The organism is Clostridium sp. CMCC3677, assembly GCF_023845585.1.
Lineage (GTDB): Bacteria > Bacillota > Clostridia > Clostridiales > Clostridiaceae > Clostridium > Clostridium aquiflavi.
In genome coordinates, this window is the sequence record NZ_JAMQHS010000007.1 from 21,166 (window position 1) to 36,960 (window position 15,795).

Annotated in this window: 14 protein-coding genes; all 14 read right to left on the bottom strand. The window is 25.6% G+C overall.

Going from position 1 to position 15,795, the window contains the following annotated elements; genetic code table 11:
- Positions 1 to 30: 30 nt before the first annotated feature.
- Positions 31 to 729 carry a hypothetical protein gene (locus NG901_RS09890; RefSeq protein WP_252214062.1) on the bottom strand — a complete coding sequence of 233 codons (699 nt, stop codon included), beginning with the start codon at positions 727 to 729 and terminating at the stop codon, positions 31 to 33.
- Entirely contained in the window at positions 726 to 2,003 is a 1,278-nt protein-coding gene (locus NG901_RS09895) for a normocyte-binding protein (protein WP_252214064.1), read from the bottom strand. Before NG901_RS09895 ends, NG901_RS09890 begins: the two co-directional genes overlap by 4 nt.
- Positions 1,996 to 3,837 carry a serine/threonine protein phosphatase gene (locus NG901_RS09900; protein WP_252214066.1) on the bottom strand — a complete coding sequence of 614 codons (1,842 nt, stop codon included), beginning with the start codon at positions 3,835 to 3,837 and terminating at the stop codon, positions 1,996 to 1,998. Before NG901_RS09900 ends, NG901_RS09895 begins: the two co-directional genes overlap by 8 nt.
- 35 nt (positions 3,838 to 3,872) lie before the next feature.
- Positions 3,873 to 4,712, bottom strand: a complete 840-nt coding sequence (locus NG901_RS09905; protein ID WP_252214068.1) for a PP2C family protein-serine/threonine phosphatase — start codon at positions 4,710 to 4,712, stop codon at positions 3,873 to 3,875.
- A 5-nt stretch (positions 4,713 to 4,717) separates the two neighbouring features.
- Entirely contained in the window at positions 4,718 to 5,227 is a 510-nt protein-coding gene (locus tag NG901_RS09910) for an FHA domain-containing protein (RefSeq protein WP_012424108.1), read from the bottom strand.
- A gap of 13 nt (positions 5,228 to 5,240) precedes the next feature.
- Positions 5,241 to 5,798, bottom strand: a complete 558-nt coding sequence (locus NG901_RS09915) for an FHA domain-containing protein (RefSeq protein ID WP_252214070.1) — start codon at positions 5,796 to 5,798, stop codon at positions 5,241 to 5,243.
- Between the two features lie 48 nt (positions 5,799 to 5,846).
- A complete protein-coding gene (locus NG901_RS09920) occupies positions 5,847 to 6,293 on the bottom strand; it encodes a DnaJ domain-containing protein (RefSeq protein ID WP_252214072.1) in 447 nt (148 codons plus the stop codon).
- Positions 6,294 to 6,651: 358 nt separating this feature from the next.
- Complete coding sequence (locus tag NG901_RS09925; RefSeq protein WP_003370322.1) at positions 6,652 to 7,077, bottom strand: hypothetical protein; 426 nt, start codon at positions 7,075 to 7,077, stop codon at positions 6,652 to 6,654.
- Positions 7,078 to 7,090: 13 nt separating this feature from the next.
- Positions 7,091 to 7,519 (bottom strand): hypothetical protein, encoded by a 429-nt coding sequence (locus tag NG901_RS09930; RefSeq protein ID WP_003368913.1) that lies wholly within the window; start codon positions 7,517 to 7,519, stop codon positions 7,091 to 7,093.
- Positions 7,520 to 7,585: 66 nt separating this feature from the next.
- Complete coding sequence (locus NG901_RS09935) at positions 7,586 to 9,751, bottom strand: transcriptional regulator (RefSeq protein ID WP_252214074.1); 2,166 nt, start codon at positions 9,749 to 9,751, stop codon at positions 7,586 to 7,588.
- Between the two features lie 372 nt (positions 9,752 to 10,123).
- The gene (locus NG901_RS09940) at positions 10,124 to 10,483 is read right to left on the bottom strand and encodes a hypothetical protein (protein WP_252214075.1); all 360 of its coding nucleotides are present in this window, start codon (positions 10,481 to 10,483) and stop codon (positions 10,124 to 10,126) included.
- A gap of 50 nt (positions 10,484 to 10,533) precedes the next feature.
- Positions 10,534 to 11,694 (bottom strand): MerR family transcriptional regulator, encoded by a 1,161-nt coding sequence (locus tag NG901_RS09945; protein ID WP_252214076.1) that lies wholly within the window; start codon positions 11,692 to 11,694, stop codon positions 10,534 to 10,536.
- 502 nt (positions 11,695 to 12,196) lie between these two features.
- A complete protein-coding gene (locus NG901_RS09950) occupies positions 12,197 to 13,381 on the bottom strand; it encodes a DegT/DnrJ/EryC1/StrS family aminotransferase (protein WP_252214077.1) in 1,185 nt (394 codons plus the stop codon).
- 511 nt (positions 13,382 to 13,892) lie between these two features.
- On the bottom strand, positions 13,893 to 15,695 hold the full coding sequence (locus NG901_RS09955; protein ID WP_252214078.1) for a dynamin family protein: 1,803 nt from the start codon (positions 15,693 to 15,695) through the stop codon (positions 13,893 to 13,895).
- Between the last annotated feature and the right edge of the window lie 100 nt (positions 15,696 to 15,795).

Here is a 15,795-nt window from a genome sequence, read left to right on the forward strand (position 1 = left end):
AAAAAACATACAAATTATATTTATAACTTTTTATTCAATCATTACTATGTCATCAATTTTCATGGTATTATCAGAACCTAAAATTCCAAAATGTTTGTCCCAAAATAAATACACATTCATATTTATAGGTAAAAATGTATTTATAATAGCATTTATTTTGCCTTTTAGAATTTTATCTTCAACTTCACTTAAATAAACATATATATCTTTTGAACTTTCTTTATTTAAATACACTGTGCTATTTCTAAATATTTTTGCTAAAATTTTATTGAAAAGTTGCAGCGAAGTCCCTGTTTTATATAAAGTTATAAAGCTATTTAAAAATATATCTGTTTCTTCTTTATTAAAACAAAGTATATCTTTAGCTAACTCTTCTCCATATACATTATTTATTACGTCTTTAAATAAAAACTTCTTATAAAATTCATTTTTATTTAATCCTTGTTTTAAATCTAACTCACATAAATAATGAATTAATATATCAAATAGTACATTTTTTAATTCTATGTTTTCTTTAAAATTAATATCAAACAATTCTTCAAATATCTCTTGAAACCTATACAAAGCATTTATTTCAATATACTCACTTTGTGGTAATTTGCTTGAATTAATGTTTTGAATAGCGAGTTCCATATATGGACTATATACCTCTGCTTGTTTAAATTTAATTCCTTCTGTTCGAGTATTTTCTTCTATTGCTTTTATAAAGATGTCATAAATGTAATTCATATTAATCTTCCTTCACATTTATATTCCGGATAAATAATTTGTATTTCTGATACTAAAAAACTTAAAATATCTTTATTTAAATAATATTCTTTGTTCTTTGGTTCAAAGTATAAAACTAAAGATTTTTTTATGTTATCTTCTCTTATTTCATCTATTATAAAATCATTAGCATCGTAGGTTTCTTTGTCTTCATCAAATTTAAGTTCTTCTATTTTTAAATCTCTAAATCTCAAATGTTTTGATACTTCAAATGAATTTATAAGCTTTGCTATTTCATTTTTTGTTTTTATAACATATCTATTATTAAATAAAAATCTATTTGAAAAATTAACATTCTTGTAATTACTCATAATTTCGTAATTATCTTTTTTAGTATTATCTTCTTTATAATTTACAATCTTATAGACTATCCATGGAGATGAAACAGATATTTTTGATGTTATTGTTATATAATTCTTTTTTATTGTTACATAATCCATATTTTCTTCATCTAAATTAACCAAGTAACCATGATTTGTTCCTTCTTTTTCAATTGAAATATAATGTTCAAAATTAACTTTATCTATACAAGGTACTGGAAATCCTGCACATTTCAATTTAATCTCTTTAATGTTCCAAAGTGGCACCATATCATATTTTATATATTTGCTATAATCACCAAAGTCTATGTTTATCTTTATAATCTCTTCTTCTTCATCTATTTGATCTTCACACTCTGTGAGAAATATTTGTGCTATTTTATTAATATAAGGCATATTAACTGTTTTCCACATAATGTTGTTATTTATAAAACACTTGTATAAAGTATTTATTTTTTCTTTATATTCAGTATTTGCTTTTATTTTAAAATAAGCTTTATGAATCTTTTTATTTGTTTCTATAATTCCTGTTATTTCTGAATTATTAGATATGAACTGTTTAAAAATACTGTAGTCGCATTTTAGAAATACATTAAACATTTCAGAAGATACATTATCATTTAAATTATCTATAATTGTTTTTACATCATATATCTTTTCCTCTGTATCTTCTTCTATCATTGGAAATAAAAATTCATTAGTTACATCTAAATGTTTTCTATCAATTATTGTTGAATACACATTATATTTTTCCTCTAAATATTGTATTTCATCAAAAACTCTTTCTTCTAAATCATTAAATCTATCTTCACTATGTTGTTCTAATGAAGTGAAGACACTGTTCAGTATTTTTTTTAGCATTACTCTATCATTTAAATCATTTATTTCATTTAATTTTTCATAAATTCTATTCATTTTTACCACCTGTACTAGCTATTTCTTTATCTAATACCTTTAATTTTTCATCTATTGATTTTATTTCTTCTGTAAGACCTACTTGAGTGTATGCATCTTTTGCTAATGTATATAAAACTTTTGCAGATGTTATATCACCCTTAACGTATCTTTCGTTAGCTTCATTTAGATATATATCACCTTCAGCTTTTGTTTGCGATTGCCCTTCTATTTTTTTATCCATAAGAACTATTTTTTCTTCTAATTCATTTGCTAAACTATTTGAATTTATTTTTTCAAATGCCTCTTTTGCCAAAGCATAATACATCTTCGCTCCTACGTAATCTCCTGCTATATATTGTGTATCACCATTTTTTCTAAGGTCTATAGCTTTACTTTGAAGATCATCATCTTCCTTTTTAGCTTTTTCTTCTTTTTCCTTAGTTTTTTCTTCTTCTTCTTTTGCTTTTTCCTCTTCTGCTTTAGCCTTTTCCTCATCTTGCTTTTGTGCTTCTGCTTCTTTGCCTTGCTTTTCATATATTCCTTTAAGTTTATCTATAGCTTCTTGTTTTTCATCTTTTAAATAATAATTTGAAGCAAGTCTTTTTGCTTCTAAGTAATTTGCTTCTGCTTCTGGTACTTTTCCTGCTTCTAACTGACTGTCTGCAAGTTCCAAAAGATCAGCAACACTTATACATGTTTTAGCTATATCTATTTTCTTCAAAATATAATTTCTTGCTTTATCATCAACATCTTCACCTTTTTGCATTGCTAATAAGTACTGATCTAAAGCTTCATTAAATTTCTTTTCTTCAAGTTTTTTATCACCTTCAAGTATTATTTCTGTATATTTACATTCACCATCTATTTCTTTTATGTCATTTTTAAGTTTATATTTGTTAGCTATCTTTAATGCTTCTTCATATTTTGAATTTGCTTTTTCTATATGTTCATTTTCTATGTATCCATTTGCTTCACTTACATAATTATTCATAGATGCAATTGCTTCTCTTTTTTTATTTTGCTTTACATTAAATACTACTAATGCTATAACTAAAACCAAGATTATTGGAATTGCTGCAAATAAAATTTTCTTTATCATAGCCTTTTTCTTTGGATTTATATATGCCTTTTCAACAAAGGTTACAGCTAGTGTATAGTTTTCTAAATTATTTAATTGCTTTGATAAGATCATATCTTCAACTCTATCTGCAACTTCTTCAGGCTCTGTTGCCCCCTCTAGAGCATCTTCTATTTCTTTTTCATCACAATTTTCCCATATTCCCTTTGTAAGCAATGTAAATACATCACCATCGTTAAGTTTTATTTTTTTAGATATGAACGGTGAACTTAATTTATTTTCTCCTAAGTAACATGAAAGATTATTTCTCTCTATATGCTTAGCTGCCTTATCTAAAGCTATCATTTCCTTATCACTAAGTTGTTGAGTTAATGATAGATCTCTACTTTTTTCTTTTAAATATCCATCCTTAAAAAAATAGAATCTTGAATTACCTATTACAATATACCTAACTTTACTGTAATTAGTTATAGCTATTGTCATAGATGCTTTAAGTCGTACATTTTTACTTGTCTTTACTATTTCTTCATTAACTTTATTTAAATACTTTTTTAGTGTAAATTTATTCATAGTAGGATTTTGTGTAAATAATTTAATGAATGTTGTTACTGCAATTTGAGCAGTGTCATTTTCTGTGTCATTATCAATACCATCTGCAATTGCATAACATCCAAACTTATCAAGCTCTACAAAGGCAAAATAATCTTTATTTTGAAGATGCGTTCCTTCTTCTGATATAAAACTTGTCTTAAATTTTGAATTCAACTTTCTCATTTGTCTCACCCTAACTTATTAAAATGCGATTATTTTTAAATATTCTTTTTCATAATTATTATGCTTCCATTATGAGTATTTTCATGATGTTCTATTTCATCTATAATTTCATCCAAAACTATATCTATATGCTTTTTATTTTTATTTAATATATTTTCAAAATCTACCCATCTTATTTCTTCATAAATCCCTTTACTCATAATCAAAAGTAAATCATTTTTTTCTAATTTAATACTATGGTTTTTCATTTCTACATTATTAAGATTTTCTTGTCCAAGGTAATATAAAACCTTTTTGTTATTTAAAACTTGAAGTGCTTCAATCTTTTCAAGTTTTCCTTCATAATATTTTTCTTTTGCAACTTCATTCATACAATGACCTTCACTCAATTTTATAAGTTCACCTTTTCTAAAAATAGTTAACATCAAATTACCTAAAGAAGTATAATATAAATTTTCTTCATCAATAATTGCCATTAAAATGCTTGTACCACCTTTATTCTTCTCTACTCTTTTAAGTATTTCATGATTTGCTTTATTAATGGCTTTTTTTAAAAAGTAACTCACTTTTTCATTACTATATTCCTTTAAAAACATATTTGATATTGTTTTTACAGCAGTAATACTAGAAATTCTTCCCGCTTCATTTTTTCCTAAGCCATCAGCAATAACTGCTAAAACTGCATTATCTTTTTTCTTTATATTAAAGTAATCTTCTTGTATTTCTTCATGACCTATATGTGAATATTTAACTAAACTTATATTTTCTTTGTTCATAATTTTAAACAATATGTGCTTTATCACACATAATAAAAGTAATAACATTATTAATATAAGCACTACTTCTTTTTGATCATATCTACTCATAAATAACATTTAAATTACCCCTGTTCTTTATCTTGCCATTCAAAATGTTCACCACAAAATGGTACAAATAAGAATTTACTCTTTCCAAGCTCTATAACATCATAATTTGTAAGTTGTGTTGGCATATATACTGGTTCATTATTTAAATAAGCAATTCCTGAAGAATCTCCTGGAAGTAATACATAATTTTTCTTTTTAGGATCATATACTACAACGGCATGATTTCTGGCTGTTATGTAATTATCCCCAATTATTTGTATGTCCATATCATCAGCTCTACCGATGAAATTTTTCCCATTCTTTATTTTATAATCTTTTCCTACTCTACATCCTTCAATGCAAACAAGCCATCCACATACTGGCTCTATTTCTTGATATAAAAGATTTGTTTCTACTTCTTCCGCATCTGGTACAAGTTCTTTCTTATTTTCTTTTTTACTTGTATCTATATTACAATAAGGACATATTGGACCATATCGTCTTTCACTAAACATATGACCATTTTGACATCTAATTAATGACATATAATCACTCCATTCATCTAAGTAATAATTTCACTTTTGAAATAAATATAATATCTCCTTTTTTTAAGCTACAAGGAGTATTTTTCACAATCCTATACTTTTTACCATCATCTATTTTTTGTATACAAACTCCACTATCTAGAGATAGATCTTCTATATACCATGTTCCAGCAGCATAATTTAATACTGCATGATTCTCTTCAACTAAGGTTGAATAAATAGATTTGTCTAAGTCTACAAATACATGGTTCTTCTTATTGTTTTTTCCAATAAGAAAAGATATTTTATCTTGTATTTCCCATTGTTTTATGATTTCATTATCTTCATTTACTAGCTCAATGGTATTTATACTATTGCTTTCTTCTATATAACTTTCATTATGTATTTTTCTATATAAAGTTATAAATGTTATAATTCCAAATACAATTAATAAACCTAAAAGTACACCTTTAAGTTCCCTTGATTCTATAGTCATATAAGTTATTCCAAATATTAATGTTATTGTTATGCCTATAAAAACATTTATTAATTGAATACTAAATATCAACTTATTATTTTGATTATTTTTCAAAGTAACCACTCCATTACTTTCTTAATACTTTTTACTCTATATAAATCCTTATTTCTTTACATTAAAAAAATTATTAAATATATTACTTGTATCAATAGGATTTTTACTATCTTTTTTTATTTTGCTTCCATCAACATCATTACTACTTGCTTTAAAGCCAAAAAAACTTTCAAAATATTGATTTAAATCATTTAAAGCATCACCTTTGTTAAAGTTTTCTTTGGTTTTTTCTTGTGATTTTTTACTATTATTTTTGCTTTCATTTTTTTGTCTATTAGAATTATTTTGATTTAACTTTTTATCATATTCTTCTCTAGATGATTCATTACTTAAAATTTCATATGCTTCATTAATTTGTTGAAACATTTCTATTGCATCTTTATTATCTTTATTTTTATCTGGATGATACTTTTTAGCTAAGTTTCTAAAAGCTTTTTTTATTTCATCTTTATTAGCACTTTCTGAAACTCCAAGTATCTTATAATAATTTTTCACTTTATCACTCACTTTTTATTTAAATTAGAGTATGTTTTAAATATATTTTGATATAGCAATAAACAAAGTGTCATCATTACTCCATACACACCCTTACTTATGCATATATAACAATCTAATAAAACATAGACTTAAATTAAGATTTTATTTTCATACTATATTTAATTTCTATAGACTAATACTGAAATATTTTAGTATACTATAGTTAGTGATGCTGAAGGTATATAAAAACTAAAATACTCATATTTATTTTAAAAAAGTTGCATGTGAGGATTTAAATTATTAGTGAGTCAAATTTAAATCCTCTGCAACTATAGTAAAATTAGATATATTGCTATTTTATTACTTTTAGGTATAATTAAGCGCTATATCCGCCTTCAATTGTAACTTGAGTTAGCTTATCTTTCTTTTGTCTAACTACAAGTGTAAATGTACCAATACCTTCAGTGTCACCAAAGTTTTCTTTGTAATCTACAACGAAAGCATTAGGATAAGTAATTTTTCTTATAATTTGATCAGCTGAAATAACTTCTACTGTTATTTTTCTATAACAATCAGCTTTTTCTGCTGGTACTAATGACCAAAGTCCCATTTGTCTTGTGCTATCAAATGGATCCCCATCTACAGCTGTTAATATTTTTCCGCTTATAGTCATTGTGCTTCCTACGTCTTTTGAACGTGCATTAGCATCCTTTGGAGTGTCTGTTGTAAATCTTACTTTTTCAACACTTTCAATACTTAAATCAATTGTTTCTGCGCCTTCAATTTTTACTCTAAATCCCATTTTTTAATTCCTCCTATTCTTGTCCAAATCCACCTTCAAATTTTACAAAAGCTGTTTTATCTTTCTTTTGTTTTACACATATCTTGAAAGTACCAATACCTTCAGCATCTCCGAAGTCTTCTTCGTAGTCTACAACAAATGCATTAGGTAATGTCATTTGTCTTACTATTTGTGATGCTGAAATAACATCTACTTTTACGCTCCTATAACAATCAGCTTTTTCTGCTGGTACAAGAGACCATTGTGCTAATTTTATAGTGCTATCAGCAGCTTCCCCTCCTACTGGAGTTAATATCTTTCCTGTTATAACTAATGTTGTACCTTGGTCTGTTGAACGGGCATTTGAATCATCAGGTGTATCAGTCTTAAATTCTACTGTTTCAACACTTTCAATGCTTAAATCAATAGTTTCTGCACCTTCAACTTTTACTTTAAATCCCATTTTGTCATCTCCCTTTTCATAATTTATTTATAATTAAAATAGATATTTAATTAATATCTATCAGAATTAGCTAGCTTCACTTCTAGTAATTTCAACTTCAAGATTTTTAATATTTCCATTAAATACAAGATCAATATTACATGTTCCACTCTTATCATTTATAACAAAGTTAATGTCATCTCCATCTTGTATTATTGCATTAATGAATTCTTTATTTGACATCCATTTACTCTTAACGCTATTAGGATTATTACTAAAGAATTTAACTATATTATCTTCTTTAAAATCATTAGTATAGAATCTTAGCATTCTTTCTATATAAGTTGTAACTAAGGTCTTATACATTGATTCAAAATCATTTTCAGTTGCTTGAAGGCTTCTTGCCTTGTAAACTGTAATTTGTTTTATATCTTTACCTTGGTATTTAGCATTTTCTGATGAGAATACAAATCCAAAGTTCTTTCTATTTATTAAATTTTTGATTTCATTAGTAAATCCGGATATTTCTTTTGCTAAAGTTGAAGTAATTCTTAGCGAATTATCTCCAGATTCAATATCAAATCTTACTCCTGGATAATCAAAAAATACATTGCCATAATATTCTCTTAAGTATTCTGGACATTGATATGCTGCAACTATTCCTGCTGCAATATATGAACTTCCAATATATACTCCTTCAATCCATAACTTAAATAAATCTTCTTTTGCTTTTGACAATTCTGCACTTCCCTCATCTGTCATAAGCATTTTACTATCAAGTATCACACCTGATTTTTCTTTTGGAATTATTGTAAAGTTTGGAACACATGGAATTGCAAATTCGCTGTATGTTTGTCTCATAAGAGGGGCACATCTGTCCATAAATTTATCTATTCCTGCTGTAGCTACATGATTAAATGTAGTATCTTCTCTTGCTTCAAAGCTAAAGAAAATTTGGATTCTATATTTTTGAACTGTATTAAGAAGTAAAGATAGGTTTTCCATAGTATTACATTCTATTTTTTCAACTTTTTTGTTTCCCTTAAATCTTTCTCTCTTAGCTCCACTTTTGTTTTGACCTTCTAATTCAATTGATGGAACTATTCCAAACCAAATTGTATTATCAAAATCATTTTTATCATTTACAGTACTTAAATATGCTTCAAGTCTTGGCAAGTTAGCTGAATTTACCAATCTGTCAAGCTTATTATTTGCAACAAGTAATGTTGGCTTCATACCTTTGTTTTTTGTTTTATATTGGTCAAAGAACATCTTTACACCAACAATTTTTTCTATTAATGGTTTAACAGTTTTTATAAAATCATCTTTAGAATTTTTGTAGAACTCAAGGTATGTATTATAATTTTCAACTTCATGTTCTACATCTATTTCACTTTCCATTGTAGATGCAAGCGGGCAAAAAGTTCTAACAACTAAACTTTTTACATAATCAGATTTTGTTTCATTCACTTCATCATAGTCATCTTCAAAGGCTTCAATTAATCCTACATTTGCTTTGTCATCTATTGCAATTAATGATTTTTCTTCACTCTTAGGTGCTTCAAGAACCTTAAGTTCTCCATCTTGTCCCATACTTAACACACCTATTTTTAATGCTTCTCCGCCATTTTGGCTATCATCTTGTCCTAAAAGTAATCTCGTTTTTATATCTTCAATAGCTAATGGAAGCATTGCCATTATGTTATTGTAGTTTTCACCAGCATTCTCAAATAAATTATTTAATTTATCTCCTAAATCTAACTTACTTGGATCTTCATCATCTAGTTCGTCATATTTACTATATAAATATTGTATTTCTTTTCTAGATTGTCTTATATCATCCATTACTTTTTTAGGTGAAATCATATCTAATAAATTTTCAAATTTAAAATCTACATTTGCTATTCCCTGAGCACTTTTAGTATCTATTAAAGTGAATAACATTTTTAGAAAATCATTTGATTGATTTATAGGGATTTCTGTTACAAAGTTATCTGGAAGATTTTCGGGTTTCTTCAATGTATACATAACCTTCTGGTTTGTTGCATTATAAAATGAATATACAACAGGTGAGAATTTATCTAAAAATTCATCAAAACTACTTACTAAAAAATTTTCATTAATTTCTTTTATCTTATCATCATTTAAGCTGCTTAATCCTTTAGTGTCTCCAATTACTGAAATCAAATCTAATCTTTCGGGGTTTATTTCCTCAAATAATATCGTTCTATTCGTTTGTTGAATAACATCCATAATCTATTTCCTCCAAAAATTATTTTATGCTACTTTTCATACTTAAATGAAATCACATTTCCTTTTTCGGTTTATTTTACCATAACTTTAAATTTAATCCCTATTTTATATTTAATTTCCAGTATTTTTTTGTAATTTTTTTAAATTTTTTTCTAAAATTGAATAATTTTTTATATATTTTTTTGATGATTTATTAATTGTCAACGTTATATTTAAACTATCTAAGAAAATTTAGTATTTTTTGTATTTTTTTTTAATTTTATCTATTTTTTATTTATAAATATTAGAAAAAGGCAATAAAAAACAAATTTAAAATTGCTTTTTATTGCCTTTTTTTAAAAAATTTTATTAAATTTAATTGATATTTTATACTTAAAAAATTATAAATGATATAATAAAAATTATTAAGCTAGAAATAATTAATATAAAATTTATTAAGTCCTTAACATGAAAAGTAGCTTTATTATTTTTATTTTCATGTCCTTTAGCTTCTAAATCAATATTTGATACATATTGTGAATTCATTTGTCCAAGTGATTGAATTGATATCCCAAGTGAATTTCCTGATATATTTAAGAAAACTTCTATAACTAGCACAGCTAAGCTTATAACAAACAAAGTATCTTTTAATGTAAAACCATAAATATGATATATTCCTAAAGAAATTAATACTAAAACTATACAATTAATAAAAGTCCCCAAAATAATTTTCAGAATAATATTTCCATCCATATACAATCCCCCTTTAATTTATTATACTCTGGGGTCCAAAAAATTCCAAATCACTTTGAAACCTTAAATATGCCTGCCTTTGTTGTAATTTCTATATTTTTATTTTCTTCAATATATTTTTCTAAATACTTTGTAAATTCTTCTCTTTTTTTTCCTATAAGTATTGAATTTCCTTGAATTGTTGATGCTTTATATGATACAACGGGCTCTGCTTTATCTACTATTATCTTTCCTTCTAATATCTCTGATTCAATATTATTAAAATATTTCTTTAGCATTTTTTCTCCGTTTTCTAAATCAAATCTAGAGGAAAGACCATTATTATTAATATCTAAATTAGGATCAAATTTCTCAGCTAATTTATTTAATTCAATCATAGAATTACATGAATTAGTGGTTACGTAAAAAATACCATTTGGTTTTAAAACTCTTTTTATTTCACTTAATGCCTTTTCTATATCAGTAACAAAATAAAGCATATGTTCTGCAATAACAACGTCAAAACTTTCATCATCATAAGGAATATCTTCTGCATTTATCTTTTTATACTTGAACTTATAATCTAAATTTTCCAAATTATTTTTAGCGCACTTTAACATATTGGGAGAAAAATCAGATAAAATAATTTCAGAATTTTTATCTATTAATTCTTTGTTTTTTATCCATAGCTTTCCTACTCCACACCCTAATTCCAATATTTTTGAGCCTTCAGTCAAGTTCATTTTTTGAAAACACCATTTATCCCAATCAATCTTATTTGTATTATAACTATGAAGAGTGGTTCTCAAATTCAAATTTTTATCGCTATTATACTGCTCCTTTATGCTATTTTGCATATTTGTTATTTTTATAATGTTTACTAAGTTGTTGACATCTAAAAAACCTTTTTGTTTTGCAGTGTTTTCAGCATTATTAAATATTTCTATAACAGAATCTATATGTCTTTTCTTTTCTTCTAAAGCCCTTTTTTGGATTTTTACCATGCTCTCTAAATTTTCTCCGCTTTCATTTAATATATGGGCTATCTCACTTAATGATATTCCAATAAACTTTAGAGTAGTTATTTGTTGAAGCCTTAAAAAATCATCTTCACAATAAATTCTGTAACCAACTTCTGTTTTTTCAGATGGTTTAAGAAGTCCTATTTTATCGTAATGCAAAAGTGTTTTTACAGTGACTCCAGACCTTTTAGCAAACTCCCCTATTTTCAAAATTACCCCTCCAATTCATTAATGAAATTATATAAACATGTTTTGCTAAAATGTTTATATATACATAAGAAAAGTGGACTGAGTAATTGAACTTAGGAATACTAAAATGACTATAGTCCCATTTTTGCTTGCTCCCAATATAAAATTGAGACAAGCAGTAAATGTGAATATTAAAAGGAAACTCGACTCCGCTGAGTAAGTTTAAAAAGCAAAATGTAAAATTTTGATTTTCACTTAACAATTCTCAAAGCTCAATTACAATGCCACTTTACCTATTGTATATATAAACATAACTCTAAAACAAATGTGTATAAAATCTCAAAAATTGTGTATCTTAAATTGTACTAACTATAAAAAGTAGCATATAATAGTTTTCACTAAATATGCTACTTTCAATTATTTATATGTTATTAATATTTTAGCATAAACTAAATATATCAAAATTATTTTTTATATAAAGCTTATACTAAAAACTTTATATTGCAATTTAAATTTTAAATTACTATATTAATTCTTTAATAACTTTTACAACTTCTCTTGCTACATATTCTGCATCTTCTAAAGATAATTTTGTGTATACAGGAAGAGAAATTTCATTTTCATATTGTGCATAAGCATTTGGATAATCTTTTATATCATATCCAAGGTTTTTATAAAGTGTTAGCATTGGAAGTGGCTTATAATGAACGTTTGTTGCTATTCCCTTTTCTGCTAATCTGCTTATTGCTTCATTTCTCTTGGCTTCATTAAATCCTTTAACTCTATAAAGATATAAATGATAAGAAGTTTCTGTACCATTATCATCTTTAGTAAATGGTATTATTGAAAAATCTTCTTTTGATAATATATTATTATATACCTTAAAGATAGCTCTTCTCTTTTCTAATAGCTTTTCGTATCTCTTAAGTTGAACTAAACCTATTGCAGCACTTATATCTGTCATATTACATTTTAATCCATCATTAATGATGTCATATTCCCATGCTCCAGCTTTAAGCTTTGTTAATGCATCTTTTGATTGACCATGCATAGCTGTAAATCTCATGTATTTTTGTAAATCTTCATGATTTTCAAAGTTATTATCATTGAAAGTAACTGCTCCACCTTCTGCTGTAGTTAAATTCTTAACTGCATGGAATGAGAAAGAATGGAAGTTACATTGAGATCCAACTCTTTCGCCCTTGTATTTAGCTCCAAATGAATGTGCTGAATCACAAAGTATTATTATATCTTCTCTATTTTTTTCTTTTAAAACTTTTTTAAGTTCATCATAATCAAAAGGTACTCCGGCAATATCAACTGGCATAATTACCTTTGTTTTCTCAGTTATCTTTTCTGCTACTTTATCTATATCCATTTCAAATGTATCTTTTTTTACATCAACATATACTGGCTTAATTCCTCTATGTACAGAAACACTTGAAGTAGCAGTATAAGTATAAGGAGTAGTTATAACTTCATCTCCTTCTTTTATATCAAAAACCTTAAGAACTAATTCCATAGCAGCTGTTGCACTATTTAATGCTAAAGCCTTATTAACCTTACAATATTCTTGTATTCCTTCTTCAAATTTAGCAAGTTGAGGTCCTGATGTTATCCATCCTGATCTTAAAACATCACAAACTGCCTCAATTTCTTCTTCAGTTATATCTGGTGGTGAAAAAGGTATATTCTTTATTTTAGTCATTAAAATTCATTCCTCTCTTAATATGAAAATTTTTTAAATATCTATCTATTAGTATAAGAGTAATTTCTTAATTAAAATCTGCTTTTTTTAATTAATGATACTACTTTTTATTTTTATCATTCCTAAACAAATTTATCTCTAGTAATTTTTTATTAATAATTTAACATCCTATACTAAGTATTTCCTACTTCAATATTTATTATAAACTCCTACCTAAGGTATGAGTCAATAGTAATATTTAATTAGATTTAAATTCTTTGTAATTATAATATTATATACTAACGTTTTTTTAAATAAGTTGTGTTTTAAATGAGTGTTAATATATGCAATGAGCAAATTGGCATTGTAATTGGATTTTGAGAATCCTTTATGAGTATTGTCACATTTACTGCTTGTCTCAATTTTACATTGAGAGCAAGCTAAAATGGGACTATATTCATTTTAGTATTCCTAAATTCAATTACTTAGTCCAATATGCTTATGCATATATTAACACTCTTCAAACATAAATTTACTTATTCATTGATATATAGAGGCATCTATGCAATAAGAACTCTATTTCTTTTTTTAGTCTTATTAGTTCTTCTCCGCTAATATCTTCTAACTTCTTTTCATCTTCTTTAAATTCTTCATTTAATGCATCAAATAAAGACATTATCTCTTCTTTATTAGTTTCTCGTAAAGAATCTAAATATCTTCTTATAGATATTTCTACGTCTTCCGCCCAATTATCTATAGCTTTTAATGAAATCTCATTTATCTTCTTTTGCCATGTCAATGAATCATATAAGTAAAATACAGATTCAGTAAAAACAGTTAGATACTTAGTAATAGCCTTTATTGATGAGGCTTTTATTGCTTTTAATAAATGTTTTAAATTTTCATGTGCATGTTTATATGATTTAGTATCTACTATATTACCTAATTTATTTAAATTTATATCTTCTGGATTGCTTATACTATCTTTGTCTTCTTTTGCAGTTGCTTTTCTAAACATTTCTCCAGTTGCTTGTTGTATCTCATCTCCTATGTGTTGCTTTAATACACCTTCCATAACTTCTGTGTAAGATGGAATACTTACTTTTATCTTTTCTTCTAATTTAGATATGGCTTCTTTTAATATATCTTCAATATTTTTATCTAAAAGTATTATTTCACTTTCAATATCTCTCATTAAAGTTTCTGTTTCTTCATTTATTAAATTTGGAACATAATAATTTTGCATTAATGTATATGTCTCTTCTTTTTTAGTCCATTTGCTTTCATCATGAACATATTCAGTAATTTTATTTTTTACATCTATTGCAGATTTATCTATAAGTTTAACTGAACTTACTTTTATTTTTGTAAATCCCCTATCTATAGTAGTTAATATTTCATGCTTTTTATCTAAAAATTCTCCTAGTATATTTAATCGTTCTTCTATACCTTCTTTTTTAGATTCTATATTAGCAACCTTAGAGTTAATCTTTATATTACATTCATTTAATATATAATCTTGATAATTTTTCAAACTATTAGCAAGTTCCTCTTTTTTATCATCATCATTAACTCTTTCATATACATATTCCCAAAGCATAGATGTATCAGGATGTTTTTCTTTATTACTTTCTATAAAGAATGTCTTTGCATCTTTTTTAATACATTTATTAACACTTTTTTTGATTTCCAATATTCTCTTATTATCTTCTGACATATCTTTTGGACACATATTAATTGCTAAAATAACTTCTACATCTTCACTTATTATTTCTCCAACATATTTTAAAAATTGAAAATCATCATCACCAATTCCAACTTTATAAGATACTACATATATAATAAAATCACTTTGTGGAATAAAGCTTTTTAATGATTCCTCATGATATTCTACAAGTGAACCATAACCTGGAGTATCAAAAATTCTCATTCCATTATATTTAGAATTATTAGCTTTTCCAACATATTTAAGCTTATGTAAATCCTTATTATAATTTACTAGTAACTTATCAAAGATATCTTTATCTATAACTTGTGTACTCGAATCCTTATTTACAGCTATTAATTTTTCTTCATCTTCATCAGATATAACAACTTCAGTAACAACTCCAGTTGTTGGCTTAACACTTTCTAATAAAATTTTATCTTTAAATAATCCATTTATTAATGTACTTTTTCCTGAGCTTGTCTCTCCTAGCATAACAACATAATGTGAAGGATTCATTATTTTATCTTTAACTAAAAAATTCTTTTCAGTAATATCATCATTTCCTAAAGTTTTAACAATTGAATCAATACTCTTTTGTCTACTTATACATCTTTCAAAATTATTCATATATTCATCCCCTTGCTTTAAATAATTTGACTATATTTTAAAATATATGTTTATATATTCAATATGTAAAATGGCATTGTAATTAGATTTTGAGAATACT

What these genes read in the sequence shown, in the direction of transcription:
- NG901_RS09890 (WP_252214062.1), bottom strand. Translation starts at nt 729, where the DNA reads ATGAATTACATTTATGACATCTTTATAAAAGCAATAGAAGAAAATACT.
- NG901_RS09895 (WP_252214064.1), bottom strand. Translation starts at nt 2,003, where the DNA reads ATGAATAGAATTTATGAAAAATTAAATGAAATAAATGATTTAAATGAT.
- NG901_RS09900 (WP_252214066.1), bottom strand. Translation starts at nt 3,837, where the DNA reads ATGAGAAAGTTGAATTCAAAATTTAAGACAAGTTTTATATCAGAAGAA.
- NG901_RS09905 (WP_252214068.1), bottom strand. Translation starts at nt 4,712, where the DNA reads ATGTTATTTATGAGTAGATATGATCAAAAAGAAGTAGTGCTTATATTA.
- NG901_RS09910 (WP_012424108.1), bottom strand. Translation starts at nt 5,227, where the DNA reads ATGTCATTAATTAGATGTCAAAATGGTCATATGTTTAGTGAAAGACGA.
- NG901_RS09925 (WP_003370322.1), bottom strand. Translation starts at nt 7,077, where the DNA reads ATGGGATTTAGAGTAAAAATTGAAGGCGCAGAAACAATTGATTTAAGT.
- NG901_RS09930 (WP_003368913.1), bottom strand. Translation starts at nt 7,519, where the DNA reads ATGGGATTTAAAGTAAAAGTTGAAGGTGCAGAAACTATTGATTTAAGC.
- NG901_RS09935 (WP_252214074.1), bottom strand. Translation starts at nt 9,751, where the DNA reads ATGGATGTTATTCAACAAACGAATAGAACGATATTATTTGAGGAAATA.
- NG901_RS09940 (WP_252214075.1), bottom strand. Translation starts at nt 10,483, where the DNA reads ATGGATGGAAATATTATTCTGAAAATTATTTTGGGGACTTTTATTAAT.
- NG901_RS09950 (WP_252214077.1), bottom strand. Translation starts at nt 13,381, where the DNA reads ATGACTAAAATAAAGAATATACCTTTTTCACCACCAGATATAACTGAA.
- NG901_RS09955 (WP_252214078.1), bottom strand. Translation starts at nt 15,695, where the DNA reads ATGAATAATTTTGAAAGATGTATAAGTAGACAAAAGAGTATTGATTCA.